Origin of the sequence: Pseudomonas sp., from assembly GCF_030150285.1 — a bacterium.
GTDB lineage: Bacteria > Pseudomonadota > Gammaproteobacteria > Pseudomonadales > Pseudomonadaceae > Aquipseudomonas.
This window is the reverse complement of sequence record NZ_JASLGE010000097.1, coordinates 71,589-89,513: the sequence shown is the minus strand read 5'-3', so window position 1 is coordinate 89,513 and position 17,925 is coordinate 71,589. Positions and strand designations below refer to the sequence as shown.

Below are 17,925 nucleotides of genomic sequence, written 5' to 3'. Positions count from 1 at the left end.
CAACCAACTCGTGCCATTCAAGTACGACTGGGCCTGGCAGAAGTACCTCGACGGCTGCGCCAACCACTGGATGCCGCAAGAGGTCAACATGACCGCCGACATCGCCCTGTGGAAAAACCCCGAAGGCCTGACCGACGACGAACGCCGTATCGTCATGCGCAACCTGGGCTTCTTCTCCACCGCCGACTCCCTGGTAGCCAACAACCTGGTGCTGGCCGTGTACCGCCTGATCACCAACCCGGAGTGCCGCCAGTACATCCTGCGCCAAGCCTTCGAAGAGGCGATTCACACCCACGCCTACCAGTACTGCATCGAATCGCTGGCCATGGATGAAGGCGAGATCTTCAACATGTACCACGAGATCCCGTCAGTCGCGAAAAAAGCGACGTGGGGCCTGAAGTACACCCGTTCGATCTCTGACCCGAAGTTTGAGACCGGCACGGTTGAAACCGACAAGGAACTGCTGCGCAACCTGATCGCCTACTACTGCGTGCTGGAAGGCATCTTCTTCTACTGCGGTTTTACCCAGATCCTGTCGATGGGCCGTCGCAACAAGATGACCGGCGTTGCTGAGCAGTTCCAGTACATCCTGCGTGACGAATCCATGCACCTGAACTTCGGCATCGATGTGATCAACCAGATCAAAATCGAAAACCCGCACCTGTGGGACGCCGAGATGAAGGAAGAAGCCTCGCAAATGATCCTGCAAGGCACTCAACTGGAAATCGAATACGCACGCGACACCATGCCACGCGGCGTGCTGGGCATGAACGCGGCCATGATGGAGGACTACCTCAAGTTCATCGCCAACCGCCGCCTGTCGCAAATCGGTCTGAAAGAAGAGTACCCGGGCACCACGAACCCGTTCCCGTGGATGAGCGAAATCATGGACCTGAAGAAAGAGAAGAACTTCTTCGAAACTCGGGTTATCGAGTACCAGACAGGCGGTGCCCTGAGCTGGGATTAATACCCGCGAGCCCTGGTGTTCAACCTGCCATGGCGTGTGCGTAACACGCCTGGCCTGAACACCCGTGCACTGACTTGAAAAGCCACCTGGACTGAACATCCCGGTGGCTTTTTTGCATCAACGAGGCGGGGCCTCTCAACAGCGCACAAACACACTGCTCGCTGGCACTTACACGTGAAGACGCCGTGCCGGGTGAACCGCAACTTAAAAACAAGTCTTACTCCACCCCCATTTAGTTCGAATCAGTATAAGCACTCAACGGCAATGCTGACGCGATACAGCGCTGAAACTCCTGGTCATTCCCCCCTGCGCAAGCCGCTCATTTAATTGAAAAAAACAGGCTGATCCCAGCACTTCAAGGCCGATCACACAACACGACTTTTAGCGAAAAACGGGCACATTCTGTCGTGTTGACATGAATTGGGCCAAAGGTCTATAACATGTACCAATTGAGGTAAAACAACAAAAACACCTCTCGAGGAGCACTCGAATTGAGCACTGCACACGAAAACTCATTGCGCACTCACACCCCGTCCGTACAAAGCACTGTTTTAAAAGGAAGGCTGGGCCCTGGTGCAATCATGTTTATGGTGTTGGCCGCCGCCGCACCACTCACCGTTGTAGGCAGCGTTATTCCCGTCGGGATATTGATGGGTAACGGCCAAGGGTTCCCGGCAATGTTTGTTGTGGCCACCGTGATATTGCTTCTTTTCTCTATCGGCCTCATGGCCATGAGTAAGCACTTTCCCGATGCGGGGGCCTTCTTTACCTATATCAGCCATGGCCTTGGCACTGTTCCAGGTGTCTCAGCCGCTTACTTGGCCATTATCACTTACAGCACCATACAGTTTGGTGTGTTTGCTTTTTTCGGAGAAACCATCAGTGCGGATCTCGTGCTGTTAGGTGCCCCCAGTATTCCCTGGTGGATATTTACCCTGATGGGCATTGGCGTCGTAGGCTTCCTGGGTTATCGCCATATCGGCCTCAGTTCTAAAGTATTGATTATCGTATTGGTCGCTGAAGTGGGCATTGTGCTGATTCTGTCCGCTGCCATCTGGCTAAAAGGTGGAACAGAAAGCATCGACCTGGCCGGTTTCACTTCCCATAGTTTTATGTCCGGCTCTCCGGCGTTGGGTCTGATGTTCGCCATTGCCAGTTTTATCGGCTTTGAATCGACCGTTGTTTATAGAAGCGAAGTTCGAGAGCCCAACAGAACCATTCCGCTCGCTACTTACGGATCAGCCTTGTTGATCGGCCTGTTTTATACCTTGACGGGTGTTGCCGTGGTCTGGGGAATCGGCCCATCCAAGTTAATGACGTATGTGGGATCGGACCCGGCCACCGTACTGCCAAGACTGACCGGTGAGTATTTGGGCGCGGTGGGTTCGACCGTGGTCAGCTTGTTATTTCTAGGCAGCATGTTTGCTTCTGTGCTGGCCTTGCACAACGTTCTGGCGCGTTACCTGCATTCAATGGCGCGAGCCAGATTGCTGCCGGCCAAACTTGCCCTCGCCCACCCCAAGCACGACTCGCCGTATGTGTCGTCGCTGGTTCAGGTCATCACGGCAGCGGTACTGACGGTGATTGTGGTCGTACTGAAAGTACCGGCGGCCTCAGCCTTTGCCTGGTTTGTCGGCGTCGGCACGCTGACCATTTCGATTCTGATGGCGGTCACATGCCTGGCGGTCATTGTGTTCTTCGCGCGCAACAAGCTGCAAACCCATGTACTGCGCACCTGTGTGGCACCGTTACTCGGCTTTATCGGGCTGGCCGTCTCGGCCGTGCTGATCGCAGTCAACTTCCCGCTGTTGGTCGGGGATGTGGATAGCCTCGGTGAGCCGGCCTGGGGAACCGTGAGTATTGTGCTGATCCTGTTGGTGGTGGTGACCGCCATAGCGGGTGCCGCTCAAGCCATGACCCTGCGCTTTAAAAACCGTCAGGTGTATCGCCAGATAACGCAACAACTGAACCACTGAAGCCCCCTCACGTGAGTGGCAAACAACGACTGTGCTAACGGTCGGCATTACGCTGTGTTGCTTATCCATGAGTTCGACCTATTAACAGGAATGGAATAACTACCATGACGCTTCGACATAATAATAAAAAGGCTTTCATTACCGGCGCGGGTTCAGGCATTGGCCGCGAAACGGCAATCACATTGGCTCGTGAGGGCGCTTATGTATTGGTCACGGATGTTGATCTTGAGGCCGCAGCGAAGACCGTGACGTTAATTGAAGAAGCCGGCGGTGTAGCGCTGGCTGCCAAAGTGGACGTGCGTGTGCGCGATGACATTAAAGCGGCCGCCCATAAAGCGATGCAGGCATGGGGCGCTCTTCACTTACTGGTTAACAATGCCGGGCTGGTCACTAAACACTCTTTCAGTGATCTGACCGAAGAGGCTTGGAACCTGGTCATGGACGTCAATCTCAAAGGCCAGTTTCTGGTCGCGCAAGAGCTGGCACCGTTGATTGAACGCTCTGGCGGCGGAGCCATTGTTAATCTTTCGTCCGTAGAGGCTGTTGTCGTCGTCACCAGCGGTTCAACCGCACAGCCCCACTACAATGCAAGCAAGGGAGCCGTGCCCATCTTTACCAAGGCACTTGCCATTGAACTGGCCCCCAAGAACATTCGCGTCAACTGTGTTGCGCCAGGGCCGATTGCAACTGACTTCTTCAACTACGAGATGGTCACCAGCGACGCCGGTTTTGAGTTTATGCGTCAGCGCCTGTTAATCCCACGGGTGGGCCAGCCTTCGGATATTGCCTCGGCGGTGTCCTGGTTGCTCTCGGATGAAGCGAGCTGGATTGACGGCATTCAATTGCCCGTCGATGGCGGATGGCTGACACGATGAATACGTATATTTTAAAGAAAGAGCACTTGGTCGAACTCGGTATTCATACCGTTATCGTTGCATCGCCCGACTTGCAGGGGCGCCTGGTGGGCCGGCGCATTCCTGTCGAGGGTTTTGAACGGGTGGTCGAAAACGGTGTTGAAGTGTGCACCTGCGCATGGGCCTGGGACCCTGCCGAATCGCTGGAAATGGTCGAAACCGGGGCCCTGGATTTATGCAACTACGATAATGGCATCCCGGATGTGAAGCTGATGCCCGACCTGAACACGCTACGCCGTGCGGCTTGGCTGGACGGCATCGCGATTTGCCTGGCCGACCCGGTCGATATCAAGACTGACGCGCCCATGCTGATCTCGCCTAGGGTCATCCTCAAGCATCAAATCGCCGAGTACCGCCAACGCGGGTTAGTGCCCAAAGCCGGAACCGAGCTGGAGTTTTACCTGTTTCGCAACAACCCCATTGAATTGCGTCAGCAAGGGTTCCGTGACCTTAAGCCCACCACGCTGACACCCAGCGACTTCATGATTCATGAAGGCAACACCTTCGAATGGTTCTTTCGCAAGTTGCGCGATGACTTGAAAAACAGTGGCATCGAGATGGAAGCGGCCCAGTCCGAATATGGTCTGGGCCAATGGGAAATGACGTTCGTATATGGCGACCCGTTGGAAATGGCGGACCGCCACCTGCTGTATAAACTGGCCGTCAGAGACTCCGCCGTTGCCGCCGGGCTGTCGGTGACCTTTATGGCAATGCCTGTCAACGGGCAGCCTGGCTCATCGTGCCATGTGCACTTTTCGCTGCTCGACAACGCGGGCACACCCGTGTTCTGGGACGAGTCGGCCGAGCACAACATGAGCCCAAGCATGCACCACGCGATTGCCGGGGCCTTGAGTCATATCCCGCAATTCATGGCCTGGTATGCCCCCACCGTCAATTCGTACCGGCGAATCAATTCTGGCCTGGTGGCCGGGTCCGGACGCACCTGGGGGCACGAAAACCGTACGGTGTCGGTTCGCCGCGTAGGTTTCTCACCCTCAACCCTTCGGTTCGAATTCAGATTGCCCGGCGCCGATACCAACCCTTACCTGACACTGGCCGGCATTCTGGCGTCCGTCAAAGAGGGCCTGGATCAACAGCAAACACCCCCCGCACCAGTCAAGGGCAATGCTTACGACTTGCCGGCCGACGACGCCATGCCGACGCATTTGGGTGAGGCCGCGCATCTGTTTAAAGCAGGTACATTGGTGCTCAAGCTGATTGGCGAGCGCAATGCCCACCACTTTCAAGTCCTCGCACTGCATGAATGGCGCAAGTACCAATCCGCGGTGACGGACTGGGACCTTGAACGCTATTTCGACCGGGTATAACGAATGAACATCAGTGAACTTCCTGCTTTAAATACATGGATCGGCTCGGCTTGCGAACCCAGTGCTGTGCGTGACACCCACGCGCTGCACAACCCCAATACCGGCGCTGCATTGGTCGAATCCCGCTCATCGTCAGCCGAGCAGGTCGACCGGGCCATTACCCTGGCGCATGAAACTCATCAGGCAGGCACCTGGGAAGACTTGGGCGTTGAAGGCCGGGCCCCCTTCTTGCTCGCCTTCGCAGAGTTACTGGATGAACAGGCCGAGTCGATTGCGCAACTGGATGCACTGAACTCCGGCGTGCCCATTCGGGTGACCCGAATGTTTGCCGCCAGCAACGGCGCAACGGTGCGTTCGGCGGTGAGCCGGGCACGGGCTCTGGGCGATATCGAGTGGTTGCCGGCCGAGGGGCGCAAGGTCTGTGTGCACCGCGTGGCGTGGGGGCCAACCGCTCTGATTATGCCGTGGAATGCACCTTCGGCGATGGCGGTCAAAAAGATGGCTTACGCACTCGTGGCTGGCGCGACCGTGGTCATGAAGCCGTCCCCCGCGTCCCCCTTCAGCACTGAACTCGTCGTTCAAGCGGCCTGTAAAGCCGGTATCCCACACGGTGTGATCAGCCTCGTGTTGGGCGGGGCGCAGGTCGGTGAGCAACTGGTGTCAGACCCGCGTATCCGGGCTATATCAATGACCGGATCGACGCCAACGGGCCGTGCCATTGCCGTGGCCGGCGGGCGAAACTTCACCCGTCTGCGCCTTGAACTGGGCTCTAATAACGCCGCCATCGTGCGCGCCGATGCCGATGTCGCAGAAGCGGCCGCTTTGATTGTGTCGGGGGCCATGAAACTGTCCGGGCAATGGTGTGAGGCACCCCGCCGCGTGATTGTCGCGTCCGGGTTACTGGACGAACTGGTCACGGCCCTGCAACACGAGATGGAAAAGTTGCAGGTGGGATCAAGCCTTGATGAAGCCACGGACGTGGGCCCGGTCGCCTTCGAAGCCCGCAAGATTGAGCTGGTCAGCCAGCGCGAAGCGCTCAAGGCCGCCGGGGCGCGCATCATTGAAGTGGGCACACCCCGGCGCGACGGGTGGTTCATGCCGCCAACCCTTGCGGTCGCGGATGAGATCGACCTGGAACTGGAAATTTTCGGGCCCATGATCACTGTTCAGCCATCGACCTCAGACGCGCATGCCATTTCACTCGCCAACGCCGGCCATGTTGGCCTGGCAGCTTATGTGTTCAGCCGCGATCAAACGCGGGGCCATGAGATCGGCAAAAAACTGCTGGCAGGCGAAGTTAAACTCAATGGCACCAGTGTGCTGGACATGTCACCTCTCTCGGTTCAAAGCTTCTTTGGCGCGTCGGGAATAGGGGGGCATGGCGATGCTGACGTCCTCGACTTCTTTACTGGAAAAAGGGTTGTCGGTGTGGATAAGCTGGGACTTCCGATATAAGGCGTAGCGAACGTGAGAAAGAGTGCAGCGACAGACTCGCGAGACCCGGTTGAGCTAGACCGACTGGCTCGTGGCGCTGTTTCGGGTTATCAGGCCGTGGTTGACCATTTGCGCCGCGAAATCATACTGGGGCGGATCCGTCCCGGTGATCGCCTGCCGCCAGAGAGAAAGCTTGCCGAACATCTGGGTGTAGCGCGAGAGACGCTTCGCCAGGGCTTGAGAGTGCTTGAAGGTAGCGGGCAAATTCTGGTGTCGCGGGGGGCGCGGGGCGGCGCAACGGTGCAGGAATCGATCATCGACCCAGTGCTGGTGCGTGAAGACCTGGAGATCCGCAAGGAATATATCCTCCAACTGATTGAGTTTCGCTCTGTCATCGAAAGTGGCGCGGCAGGCCTTGCCGCGCTTCGCAGAGGCAACGCTGAACTGGAGCTTATGGCGCTGGCTCAACAGGCTCTTTTGAACTCGACGTCCACGTATGAAGCCCGAATGGCCGATACCGCCTTTCACTTGGCCGTGGCCAAAGCTTCAGGTAACCCGGCCTTACTCGCGTCGATTGAAGATGCGCGCGTGCAGATGTTCAGCCCGCTGGACGTCATGGCGTTTCACTTTGAGCGGGAGGTCAGTTACAACGCCCATCAAAAGATTCTGGAAGCCATTGAACGAGGGGACGCGGACGCGGCCAGCCAATCAATGAAAGAGCACCTTTCAACCACAAAAACCGAGTTTGAAGCGCTGTGCGCCTCCACCCAATAAGCCAATAAACACACGCTGTTGCATAAGAACGGGGGGTTGCGCTCAGGCATCAATTCGCCCGCGAACTGTAATTTTTTAACGGATCAAACACTCTTTTCAATAATAAAAACAGGTCGACAGGTCATCCATGAACACCTCCAAACCGGCTGAAATTAATGATTCTCACCCCGCCTATGACGTCATTAATCGCGAAGGTGCCTTTCCACTCGTCCTGGTCTGCGAGCATGCTTGCAACCATGTCATGCCCGAGTATGCATCGCTGGGACTTCCACAATCAGAACTTGACCGCCATATCGGCCACGACATTGGCACCTTGGACGTCGTTTACGAACTCGCACGTTTATTGGATGCCCCTGCGGTTGTGTGCAAACACTCCAGACTGTTTGTGGACTGCAACCGATCGCCTTCAGATCCGACCTGGATGTGTGAAGAGTCAGACGGGGTCATCATTGCGGGTAATCAACAGCTTGACGCATACGAAAAGGGCCGCCGGGCCGCCCTGGTGTTCAACCCTTTCCATCGGGAAGTTGAAACGTTGCTGGATGCCTCGCGGCTTAAGAAAGTGCCGGTTAATTTGATCGCCATTCATTCATTTACCCCCGTACTGGCAGGCCAGCCTCGCCCTTGGGATGTCGGGATTATCTGGCGGGATAAAACACTGGCTATTCCTCTGCTCAAAGCGCTGCAAGCGCAGGGTAATCTACGCGTCGGCGACAACTTGCCTTATGACGGCACCGACTTTTGTGGCTACACACTGGAGCGCCATGCCGAAGCGTATGACATCCCGGCATTGGCCATCGAAATCCGCCAAGACCTCATCGCCAATAAACACAACGCCCAGCATTGGGCTAACGTGCTGGCGACGTGCATACGGTCAGCGATGGGCCATTGACTCAAGTGGGGTGCCTCGGGACCGGTTTATCGATCGCTAGCCGTTCTTTGATAAACGACACAAACGCACTCAGTTTGGGCAGTGACTTCTTTGAGCGCGCAAAGACCATCTGAACGGGTTTGGACGCCGGCAGATAATCGCCCATGATCGAGACCAGTGAGCCGTTGGCCAGGGCCGCCGCTACCAGGAAATCGGGTTGCATCAGGATCCCGTTACCCGCAATCGCAGCCTGGAGCAGCACCTGCCCGTCATTGCTTTTCAGTACCGCACGCTCAGGCCAGGGCACTTCTTCTGTACCCTGCATCAATGGCCAGGCAAACCGATTGTTCCAGGCGGTGTGAGTCAGAATCCGGTGCGTGTAGAGGTCTTGCGGGGTTTGCGGGGCGGGCCATTTTTCCAGGTAGGCCGGGGCCGCGCAGATCACCATCTGATACGACGGCAACGGTTCAGACGCCAGATTGACTTCAATCAGCTCCGATATCCTGAACCCCAGATCAAACGTACTCTCGTACAGGTCCACCACCTCATTGCTCAGAATCAATTCAACCTGAACATCCGGGTAACGCTGCATGAACTCGGTGACTAATGGCCCCACCAGAGAAACCCCCAGCGTCATCGGTGCGGTAACACGCAGCAAGCCACCGGGTTTGCCCGTAGCGGCTTCGACGCTGCTGAACGCCGAATTCACGTGTTCGAGTGCGGCTTTGGACGCTTCGTAAAAAACACGCCCTTCGCCTGTCACGGATTGTCGGCGCGTCGTCCTGTGGATCAGTGGGGTCTTCAAGGCGCTTTCCAACCCCTGAATGTAGCGCCCCACCATGACCGCAGACATGCCGACCTGCTCGGCCGCCTCGGCAAAACTGCCGGCCTCCACTACCGCTACAAAGACTTCCATTTGCCTGAGTTTGCTCATAAATACGCCTTCTGACCTGACTGATAGACGGCTGAACAGAGCCGCCCTTGCGCCGTCATTTTTTGCCCCTTGCTGAAGTGAAGGCCTTTCTCCGATGACGTCTGTGAGGAATGCCGACTCCAGCCTTTCACTGAATCAGACGCCTTGATTACTAACTTCACGTTTTATAAGTCCTAACGTGAGGTGCGTTTATTGACCGCCGTTTTATCCCTAAAGTGAGTGCCAACAAACACACATTTCGAGACCTCATCACATGCAAAGCACATTGGACAAGGCACTAGGTGCCCTCAGTCGGGCCGATCTTCTGCAAGGTGCCACCCCTATTCAGCGGGCAGAGCGTCTGGAGCAACAGTTGGGGTTACCGGAACAGGGCATCAGGCTCTACCTCAAGCGCGATGATCATATGCTAATCGGCGGGGGCGGCAACAAGCTGCGAAAGCTCGAATTTCATCTGGGTGCCGCCCTCAAGAACGGTGTCGATACGATCATCACCGTGGGCGGTGTTCAATCCAATCACGCCCGTTTGACGGCCGCGGTGTGCGCTCGACTGGGCCTCACCTGCGAATTGTTCCTGGCCCGTGCCGTGCCAATCGACGACACCGACTACGAACGCAACGGTAACGTATTGCTTGACCACCTGTTCGGTGCCCGTGTGCAGGTGCTGGCCAAAAATACCGACTCACTGGCAATGGCCGAGGCCAGGGCAACGCAACTGCGCGAAGCCGGCCACAACGTGCTGGTCATTCCCACGGGAGGCTCGACGGCGCTGGGCAGCCTGGGCTATGCCCGTTGCGCTGCGGAAATTGCCGAGCAAGAAGCCGAATTGGGCCTGCAATTCACTCAAGTCGTCATTCCCAATGGCAGTGCGGGCACCCACGCGGGCCTTGCGGCCGGTTTCGAACTGCTGGGACGCGGCGCGGCAACCGTCAAGTCATGGTCGGTGCTGGCCGATCAACCCACCTCGGCTGCACGCACACTGCAGCTCACGCGAGAGGCCTTGGCACTACTGGGCAGCACCCTCGAGCTTCAACCTGAAGCCATCACTGTCAAGGGCGAACAGTTGGGTGATGGCTATGGCCTGCCAACCCAGGCCATGCGTGAGGCCGTAAAGCTGATGGCCCGATGCGAAGGCCTGCTGGTCGACCCGGTGTATTCGGGCAAGGCTTTTGCCGGGCTGCTGGACGACATCCGGCAAAAACGCTACCGGCACGGTGATAATATTTTGTTCATCATGACCGGCGGTACACCGGGCCTTTACGCTTACAGGGGAACATTCCAAAGCGCATGATGCCGGTTGAGGGGTTTTGCCATCCGGGTTTGTAAATCAGGACTGATCAAAAAAATGAATTTGATCGAGCACGAAAACAACTGTATAAAAACACAGTGTATTTTCAAGTACTGACTCAGCCCTGGAGAACGCCGATGCCTCACACCGCCAAGCTTTGCACCTTCGAACGAATCGTTATCCATCAATTTACCCCGCTGCATTGCGCACAGGCCCGTGAGATGCTCGGTTGGAGTGTTGAAGAATTGAGCCGGATGTCCAAGGTTTCAGTCCCTGCCATTCAACGGTTTGAAGCGGAAGAACCCGTACGCGACGTCACCCGTCTGGCACTGGTTTATAGCCTGGAAGCTGAAGGGCTGGTGTTTTTCCCCCGGTTCCCGCCTGGCAGAGGCAGCAACATTCGCGGAACAACCCCGGACCCCAGCCTGCGTGCCGACTACAAGCTGATCGAGTAAGCGTTACTGACCGTCTGCCGCGTTTACATCCAGCCACCATGATCGCCCTGAATGCGGTTGTTTCACATTAAAGGCCTCACCCATTTCTGGCGTTGTGATGAGTACATTGCGCGCCTCAGCCAGCGCCAGAATGCGGTCGAAAGGCTCATGCCAGGCATGAAAAGCCAAATCAAACGTGCCGTTGTGAATGGGCATCATCCAACGGCCCTTGAGGTCAATATGGGCCTGCAAACTGTGCTCGGGTTGCATGTGCACATCTGGCCAGTCGACGTTATAAGCGCCCGTTTCAATCAGGGTCAGGTCAAAGGGCCCGAACTGCTCGCCGATCAATTTGAAACCGTCGAAGTAACCCGTATCGCCGCTGAAGAAAATCCGCATGTTCTCCAGAATAATGACCCAGGACACCCACAGTGTCTGATTGTGGTCGGACAGGCTGCGGCCCGAAAAGTGCTGAGCCGGGGTGGCGACAAAGCGAATGCCGTCCACGTGCGTGTCTTGCCACCAATCCAGTTGCTGCACCTTGTGCGCCGGCACGCCCCATTTGATGAGTAAATCCCCCACGCCCAGCGGTGCCAGAAAGGACTGTGTTCTGGCGGCCAGTTGTAGCACCGTCTTTTTGTCCAGGTGATCATAGTGATTGTGAGAAAGGATCACGCCACGCAGGGGCGGCAGTTCCTCCAGGCTGATGGGGGGCGCATGGAAACGTTTGGGCCCCGCCCATTGAAACGGCGACGCGCGCTCGGCATACACTGGGTCAGTTAACCAGAACTGGCCATTGAGCTTCAGCAACAGGGTCGAATGCCCGAGCCGAAACACACTTGAGTCCGGCGCGTCATCCAATTGGCGGCGGGTCAGAGGCCTGACCGTAATTGCACCTACCGGACGAGTACTGGCCGGCTTGTGAAAGAGCATCTTCCAGAAAATACCCAGGGTTTTACCCAGGCTGGAGGATGGCCTGGCCTTCTCATTCAGGAAGGCACCCTCATGACGTTCTGCCGGTTTAAGCCCCTCTTGACGAGGCGGGTTGAGTGACATATTTCAAAAACCTCTGTGGAAAACTATGATTACGCTTGCTTTTTCGTCCATAGAAGGTCATTCGTACGTTCTCGGGCTACCCCAATAACAACCCAGATGTGCCAACTGTCGTAAGACGCAACGTCCACATCTTAATGTGCATGACTATGGACCAACAAAGAGGCAGGGGCTTGTCGTTCGTACGACGCATTTATGCGCCTCGAAGCATAGGTCTGGCAATTGGCTGTTTCAGTGTGATGGCCGCCCTCTACCCGCTCTCCCCGCCAACCTGGGTCTGGGTGCTGCTGCTGTTCAATGGTTTTGCTTGGGCACACGTAGCCTTTCAGCTCTCTTCACGCGCGGCTTACCCGTACCGGGCAGAACGCCGCAACCTGTTGATCGACTCAGTGTTAGGCGGCTTCTGGGCCGCAAGCATGCAGTTCAACCCACTGCCGACCGTCACGATTCTGTCGATGATGATGATGCACAATGTGGCGGCTGGCGGCCCGAAAATGCTGCTCCGGGGAGTGATCTCCCAAGGGGTCGGTATGTTGATTGCAGGGCTGGCGTTGGGTGTCGCCTTTAACCCCGACACCACCCCATTGCAAATTTATGCCTGCTTACCGATGTTGACGTTCTATCCGTTTGCGATAGGCATGGTCAGCTATCGGCTGGCGATCACGTTGGCGGAACATAAACGGGCGCTGAGCACGCTGAGCCGCACCGACAGCCTGACAGGCTTGCTGAATCACGGGTCCTGGATAGACGTACTGCAACTCAGCTTCCAGGCCTGCAAAGAAAACATGTCCACCGCGACATTGGCGCTGATTGATATCGATCACTTTAAACAGATCAATGACACGTACGGTCATATCGCAGGCGACAGCGTATTGCGCCAGCTCAGCCAGGTATTCAAGGATCACCTGCGGGCAGACGATCTGGCCGGGCGCTATGGCGGTGATGAGTTCTGCGTCATTTTGCCCAACCGCTCCCTGGCCCAGGCACGAGACATTCTGGAGCGGCTGAGCGAAGTCTTCAGCACGTATCAGTACAGCGACGAGCCGCAACTGCGCATCAGCCTGAGCATCGGTCTGGCCTCCTATCGGGCGGACTTCAAGGATGCGGCCGTGTGGCTGAACGAAGCCGATAAAGCGCTCTACATCGCAAAAAAAACCGGCCGCAACAAAATCAGCAGCGGCGCTTCGGACTCCCTTCCCGCCTCCGTATGGAGCACACCTGAGTAGTCATCACGTCAGGCAGTGACGCACCGCCGAAATTTCAGGCACGTCCCGGCGCTGCATGTACACACGCAGCGGTTGCGTGATGTTCAAACGTTCATCGATGTGTTGATCCAGCAACAGCTGAATCAAGTCGCGCTTGAGGGTCATGGTGCTGGCACCCTCCGCGTGCCAGACAAACTCACTGGCGGGAGTGATGGTGTCGTCAGCCACATCCATTCCAAAAGAATCTTCGCTAAAACGAACAATATGGCGGCCTGTCTTACGATTGAAACCAACAAAGCCTTTAAGTTGATCAGCCGCCTGACAGATAAGTTGTGAAGTAATGCGCATGATAAACCTCTCTGACGAGCCTTCGGGCTCCAGGAACAAGGGTTACACGCAAGTGTCCGGTACACGCCCCTCTGACGGGGGCGCTGATGGCCCAAGAATACTCTTTTCTACGACCAAGAGAACTCAACGATGCCTGACATTTTTGGCAAAAGCGCACTGCTGTTGAGCCTGCTGATGGGCCTTGGCAGCGCCAACGCCGCGAGCGAGCCAGACACACGCCCAGCACAATTGGCCACCCGGCTAGGCGTTGCCTACCCTGCCGTGATTGCGCATCGCGGCGCTTCATTCGATGCGCCGGAATCCACGGTGGCCGCCTATGTGCTTGCCCGCGATCTGGGGGCCGACTACCTGGAGATGGACCTGCAGCGCAGCAAGGACGGTGTGCTGTTTGCGCTGCATGACGACAACCTGTCACGTACAACCGATGTCGCCGAAAAATTCCCGGCGCGCAAAGACAGTCCCGCCAGCGCCTTTACACTGGCCGAACTCAAAACCCTGGATGCTGGCAGCTGGTTTAACCAAGCCTACCCGGACCGCGCGCGGGCCTCGTATGTGGGGCTGCCCCTGCTGACCCTGGATGAAATCATCGATATAGCCCAAGCCAACCCAGACCGCTCACCTGGCCTGTACATCGAAACCAAGTCCCCGCAGCAGTTCCCGGGTATAGAACACGATTTGAAAGTCACCCTGAGCAAACGCGGCTGGTTAACACCCATCAAGACAACAGACGATCACGGTGCCCCCCGTACAGGCGAGGGAAAGGGTCGTGTCGTGCTGCAAACCTTTGATCAGAACAGCCTTCAGTTGCTGCAAAAAGAAATGCCCGATACCCCAAAAATCCTGCTGCTGTGGGTCGGTGCGGGGGGCATGACGCCCAACTCGCCCGTGAGCTTTGCCGACTCGGGTGAGCAGGACAAAGCGGCTTATTACGCCAAACTGCAACCCAAGGACAACGCCGAGTTCATCCAATGGCTCGACTATGCCAACGCTCACGGAGCCATCGGCACGGGGCCATCGGCGGCCTTGGTCAACGGCGGAGAGCAGAGTTACTTCGACTTGATCCAACCATGGATGAACACTGCCAACCATGACCGCGGCCTGCTGGTACATGCCTACACTCTGGACGAACCCGTTGATTTCAAAAAAGCCATGGATGCGGGGGTTGATGGCCTCTTCACCAACCGCCCCGACGCGTTGCTCAACTTTTTTCAGCGACCGGCCACGCAAAGCGTCACTCAATTACTGAAGTTCAACGGGTACTGAGTGCGCCATTAAGAGCCCGTTTGGAAATTAAGGGTGAGTTAAGTTGCGAGGGTTAATCTGAACCCACTTAAACACCTCACCCCAAGGATTAATCATGAAAACCCTTAATATGCTGTTTGCCGCGACTGCCCTGACCTTGACTGCTGGCCTGGCCCACGCCGATGTCCGCCCTGACCATATCGCTGACCTGGTCAGTTCGGGCCAGGTCGCACCGTTCGAAAAGCTCAACCAGGCCGCACTGGCCTTGCATCCTGGCGCAACGATCCTCGACACCGAACTGGATCACAGCTACGGAAAACTGGTGTATGAGGTGGAGTTGCAGGACGCCCAAGGCGTTAAGTGGGACGTTGATCTGAATGCCAAAACCGCCGAAGTTCTGCAAAACAAACAAGACACCTGAGTGCAATTAAACGCCTTAATTAAAACCGCATGGCTCTCAATAAGCCGTGCGGTTTTTTTGTGCGTGTTTAACGGGGTTCAGCTTTATTATTGTTTCACCCGTTACCCCTGTTATCGCTAGAATCTGCCCTTTAAAACCAAGCCTTCCCTACCACCACGCTCAACGATCAACCGCATCGGTGCAGTGCACCCGGTTGCCACTGCCCTTGACGCCTGAAGGCTCCCCCAAGCAATGAACACCCGCCTGTGCACTTATGAACATCTGACGCCCCGCCAGCGCACGCAACTGCGGGCAATTGAGGTACAACCCGAGCAAATCGCCTTTTGCGGTGATATCGAATCCGCGTTGCATTCGCTGCCCGCTCACCCACACGCCGGCATACAAGGCTGGGTCTTGCTCAGCGATGAGCAGCCCGTTGCCTTTGTGATACTCAAGCGTCATCCGTTTCTGGCCCATTGGGCAAACGCTGACAGTGCCACGTTACATGCCTTTCAAGTCGATAAACGCGTCCAGGGCACAGGGCTGGGTAAAGCGTGCCTGCAAGCGTTGCAACCCGCCGTACGACAACTCTGGCCGGAAATTAATCAACTGATGCTGTCGGTCAGTTGCGTCAATCTCTCAGCTCAGGGGTTTTATCTGACTCAGGGCTGGGTTGACGAAGGCGAAGCGTACCGTGGCGAGCGCCGATTAGTGCTCAAACTGTGAGGCCAAGACGCTAAATCTGACCCCCTCAAACAATCGTCACCATGTGTTGCTGGACAGAAGGCCATCACCGCCCGTATTGTCTCGCCCAGACCACCGCAGTGGTCAACGTCGCTCGGACGGTTCCGGGCGCTTACGTATCAGAGGCATACATGGCTGACCAAGGTTCGCCGCGCCGCTTTGCGCGCATCGATCGACTCCCCCCTTATGTGTTCAACATCACCGCCGAGCTGAAAATGGCGGCGCGACGCCGTGGCGAAGACATTATCGACTTCAGCATGGGCAACCCAGACGGCCCGACACCACCGCACATTGTTGAAAAACTCTGCACCGTCGCACAACGCGAGGACACCCACGGCTATTCGACTTCGCGCGGTATCCCACGTCTGCGTCGAGCTATTTCCCGCTGGTATGCCGATCGCTATGCGGTAGACATTGATCCGGAAAACGAAGCCATTGTCACCATCGGCTCCAAGGAAGGCCTGGCACACTTGATGCTGGCCACGCTGGATCAAGGTGACACGGTACTGGTGCCCAACCCCAGCTACCCGATTCACATTTACGGTGCCGTGATTGCCGGTGCCCAGGTTCGCTCAGTTCCGCTGGTTCCCGGCGTGGACTTTTTTGCCGAGCTGGAAAAAGCCATTCGCGGCTCCATCCCCAAGCCAAAGATGATGATCCTGGGCTTTCCGTCCAACCCGACCGCCCAATGCGTTGAACTGGATTTCTTCGAACGCGTGGTGGCCCTGGCCAAGCAATACGATGTATTGGTCGTGCACGATTTGGCCTACGCCGACATTGTTTATGACGGCTGGAAAGCGCCCTCAATCATGCAGGTTCCCGGTGCCAAGGATGTCGCGGTGGAGTTCTTCACCCTGTCCAAGAGCTACAACATGGCCGGCTGGCGCATTGGTTTTATGGTGGGGAACCCGGAGTTGGTCAGCGCGCTGGCGCGGATCAAGAGCTACCACGACTACGGTACTTTCACCCCGTTACAAGTCGCGGCCATTGCCGCCCTTGAAGGCGATCAGCAATGCGTGAAAGACATTGCTGAGCAGTACCGCCAACGCCGTAACGTGATGGTCAAAGGCCTGCACGAACTGGGCTGGATGGTGGAAAACCCCAAGGCCTCCATGTACGTGTGGGCAAAAATACCGGAGGCTTACGCTCATCTGGGCTCGCTGGAGTTCGCCAAAAAACTGCTGGCAGAGGCCAAGGTGTGCGTCTCACCAGGCGTAGGCTTTGGTGAGTACGGAGACGATCATGTGCGCTTTGCCCTGATTGAAAACCAGGACCGTATTCGTCAGGCATTGCGCGGTATTCGCGCAATGTTCCGAGCAGATGGCATCTCGCCCAACTGAACAAGACGCACGGGCTAAAAACCGGAGCCGGCGAGCGTCAATCGCCTGCTCTTATAGAAAAAACGCTAACTCATTGATCCTGAGAATAATTTTTTACCCATTTCCAGGTATCTATCAATGCGGCACGCCCCGGTTCTTTGCGCGACAGCGCGGCGTCGAATACGGGGCGGCTTACCCTACGGATGGCAGCGTTTGTAGGAACGAGCTTGCTCGTGATCTTTTGATCTGGCTTTTGATCCAAGGGCCCCCTTAAACCACGCTGGCCGAACGCAGGTTTTGCGCAGTGGGTAACCCGGCAGGACGCCGGGTTAGCCGCTTTGCGCTTTTCAAAGTGGCACGGCGTAAGGCCGGAACCTCAAGTGGCCGTGACCGCAGCAATGGATAAGCCGAAGCTTCTAAAGATCAAAAGATCAAAAGATCGCGAACAAGCTCGCTCCTACGCGCGTGAAACACGTCGTGTTTTTTGATCTAAGCCCCCCTTAAACCACGTTGGCCTCTTGTAGAACACACGCTAAGTCATTGATCCTGAGAATAATTTTTCACCCGTTTTCAGGTATCTATCAATGCGGCGCGCCCCCGGTTCTTTGCGCGACAGCGCGGCGTCGAAGACGGGGCGGCTTACCCTACGGATGGCAGCGTTTGTAGGAACGAGCTTGCTCGTGATCTTTTGATCTGG

The 17,925-nt window shown here is 56.5% G+C and carries 17 protein-coding genes; 14 read left to right on the top strand and 3 right to left on the bottom strand.

Annotation, left to right across the window (positions count from 1 at the left end; genetic code table 11):
- The 7 genes from Q1W15_RS23165 to Q1W15_RS23135 form a co-directional block, all read left to right on the top strand.
- On the top strand, nt 1-967 hold a 967-nt coding region (locus Q1W15_RS23165; RefSeq protein WP_300733167.1), incomplete at its 5' end, for a ribonucleotide-diphosphate reductase subunit beta.
- A gap of 581 nt (nt 968-1,548) precedes the next feature.
- Nucleotides 1,549-2,943, top strand: coding sequence for an APC family permease (locus Q1W15_RS23160; protein WP_300733164.1), 1,395 nt, complete (start codon nt 1,549-1,551; stop codon nt 2,941-2,943).
- A 104-nt stretch (nt 2,944-3,047) separates the two neighbouring features.
- Nucleotides 3,048-3,818, top strand: a complete 771-nt coding sequence (locus tag Q1W15_RS23155; RefSeq protein WP_300733161.1) for an SDR family NAD(P)-dependent oxidoreductase — start codon at nt 3,048-3,050, stop codon at nt 3,816-3,818.
- Nucleotides 3,815-5,185 (top strand): glutamine synthetase family protein, encoded by a 1,371-nt coding sequence (locus Q1W15_RS23150; RefSeq protein WP_300733158.1) that lies wholly within the window; start codon nt 3,815-3,817, stop codon nt 5,183-5,185. Before Q1W15_RS23155 ends, Q1W15_RS23150 begins: the two co-directional genes overlap by 4 nt.
- Nucleotides 5,186-5,188: 3 nt before the next feature.
- The gene (locus tag Q1W15_RS23145) at nt 5,189-6,640 is read left to right on the top strand and encodes an aldehyde dehydrogenase family protein (RefSeq protein WP_300733155.1); all 1,452 of its coding nucleotides are present in this window, start codon (nt 5,189-5,191) and stop codon (nt 6,638-6,640) included.
- 12 nt (nt 6,641-6,652) lie between these two features.
- Nucleotides 6,653-7,393, top strand: coding sequence for a FadR/GntR family transcriptional regulator (locus Q1W15_RS23140; RefSeq protein WP_300733152.1), 741 nt, complete (start codon nt 6,653-6,655; stop codon nt 7,391-7,393).
- 127 nt (nt 7,394-7,520) lie between these two features.
- On the top strand, nt 7,521-8,285 hold the full coding sequence (locus Q1W15_RS23135; protein WP_300733146.1) for an N-formylglutamate amidohydrolase: 765 nt from the start codon (nt 7,521-7,523) through the stop codon (nt 8,283-8,285).
- 1 nt (nt 8,286) lies between these two features.
- On the opposite strand, the gene Q1W15_RS23130 is transcribed toward Q1W15_RS23135, so the two are convergent.
- Complete coding sequence (locus Q1W15_RS23130) at nt 8,287-9,198, bottom strand: LysR family transcriptional regulator (RefSeq protein ID WP_300733140.1); 912 nt, start codon at nt 9,196-9,198, stop codon at nt 8,287-8,289.
- A 253-nt stretch (nt 9,199-9,451) separates the two neighbouring features.
- On the opposite strand from Q1W15_RS23130, the gene Q1W15_RS23125 reads away from it, so the two are divergent.
- Entirely contained in the window at nt 9,452-10,486 is a 1,035-nt protein-coding gene (locus Q1W15_RS23125) for a D-cysteine desulfhydrase family protein (protein WP_300733135.1), read from the top strand.
- A gap of 134 nt (nt 10,487-10,620) precedes the next feature.
- Entirely contained in the window at nt 10,621-10,938 is a 318-nt protein-coding gene (locus tag Q1W15_RS23120) for an XRE family transcriptional regulator (protein ID WP_300733128.1), read from the top strand.
- Nucleotides 10,939-10,941: 3 nt separating this feature from the next.
- Here the strand turns inward: Q1W15_RS23120 and Q1W15_RS23115 are convergent, their stop codons facing one another.
- On the bottom strand, nt 10,942-11,973 hold the full coding sequence (locus tag Q1W15_RS23115; RefSeq protein ID WP_300733119.1) for an MBL fold metallo-hydrolase: 1,032 nt from the start codon (nt 11,971-11,973) through the stop codon (nt 10,942-10,944).
- A 146-nt stretch (nt 11,974-12,119) separates the two neighbouring features.
- Here Q1W15_RS23115 and Q1W15_RS23110 point away from each other — a divergent pair, with 146 nt between their 5' ends.
- Complete coding sequence (locus Q1W15_RS23110) at nt 12,120-13,196, top strand: diguanylate cyclase (protein WP_300733117.1); 1,077 nt, start codon at nt 12,120-12,122, stop codon at nt 13,194-13,196.
- 3 nt (nt 13,197-13,199) lie between these two features.
- Here the strand turns inward: Q1W15_RS23110 and Q1W15_RS23105 are convergent, their stop codons facing one another.
- Nucleotides 13,200-13,523 (bottom strand): DUF2025 family protein, encoded by a 324-nt coding sequence (locus tag Q1W15_RS23105; RefSeq protein ID WP_300733112.1) that lies wholly within the window; start codon nt 13,521-13,523, stop codon nt 13,200-13,202.
- A 129-nt stretch (nt 13,524-13,652) separates the two neighbouring features.
- On the opposite strand from Q1W15_RS23105, the gene Q1W15_RS23100 reads away from it, so the two are divergent.
- The 4 genes from Q1W15_RS23100 (at nt 13,653) to alaC (ending at nt 17,249) form a co-directional block, all read left to right on the top strand.
- Entirely contained in the window at nt 13,653-14,786 is a 1,134-nt protein-coding gene (locus Q1W15_RS23100; RefSeq protein WP_300733109.1) for a glycerophosphodiester phosphodiesterase, read from the top strand.
- A 94-nt stretch (nt 14,787-14,880) separates the two neighbouring features.
- Nucleotides 14,881-15,186, top strand: coding sequence for a PepSY domain-containing protein (locus Q1W15_RS23095; RefSeq protein ID WP_300733105.1), 306 nt, complete (start codon nt 14,881-14,883; stop codon nt 15,184-15,186).
- Between the two features lie 231 nt (nt 15,187-15,417).
- On the top strand, nt 15,418-15,891 hold the full coding sequence (locus Q1W15_RS23090) for an N-acetyltransferase (protein ID WP_300733103.1): 474 nt from the start codon (nt 15,418-15,420) through the stop codon (nt 15,889-15,891).
- Nucleotides 15,892-16,040: 149 nt separating this feature from the next.
- The gene (gene alaC / locus Q1W15_RS23085; protein ID WP_300733098.1) at nt 16,041-17,249 is read left to right on the top strand and encodes an alanine transaminase; all 1,209 of its coding nucleotides are present in this window, start codon (nt 16,041-16,043) and stop codon (nt 17,247-17,249) included.
- Nucleotides 17,250-17,925: the final 676 nt, after the last annotated feature.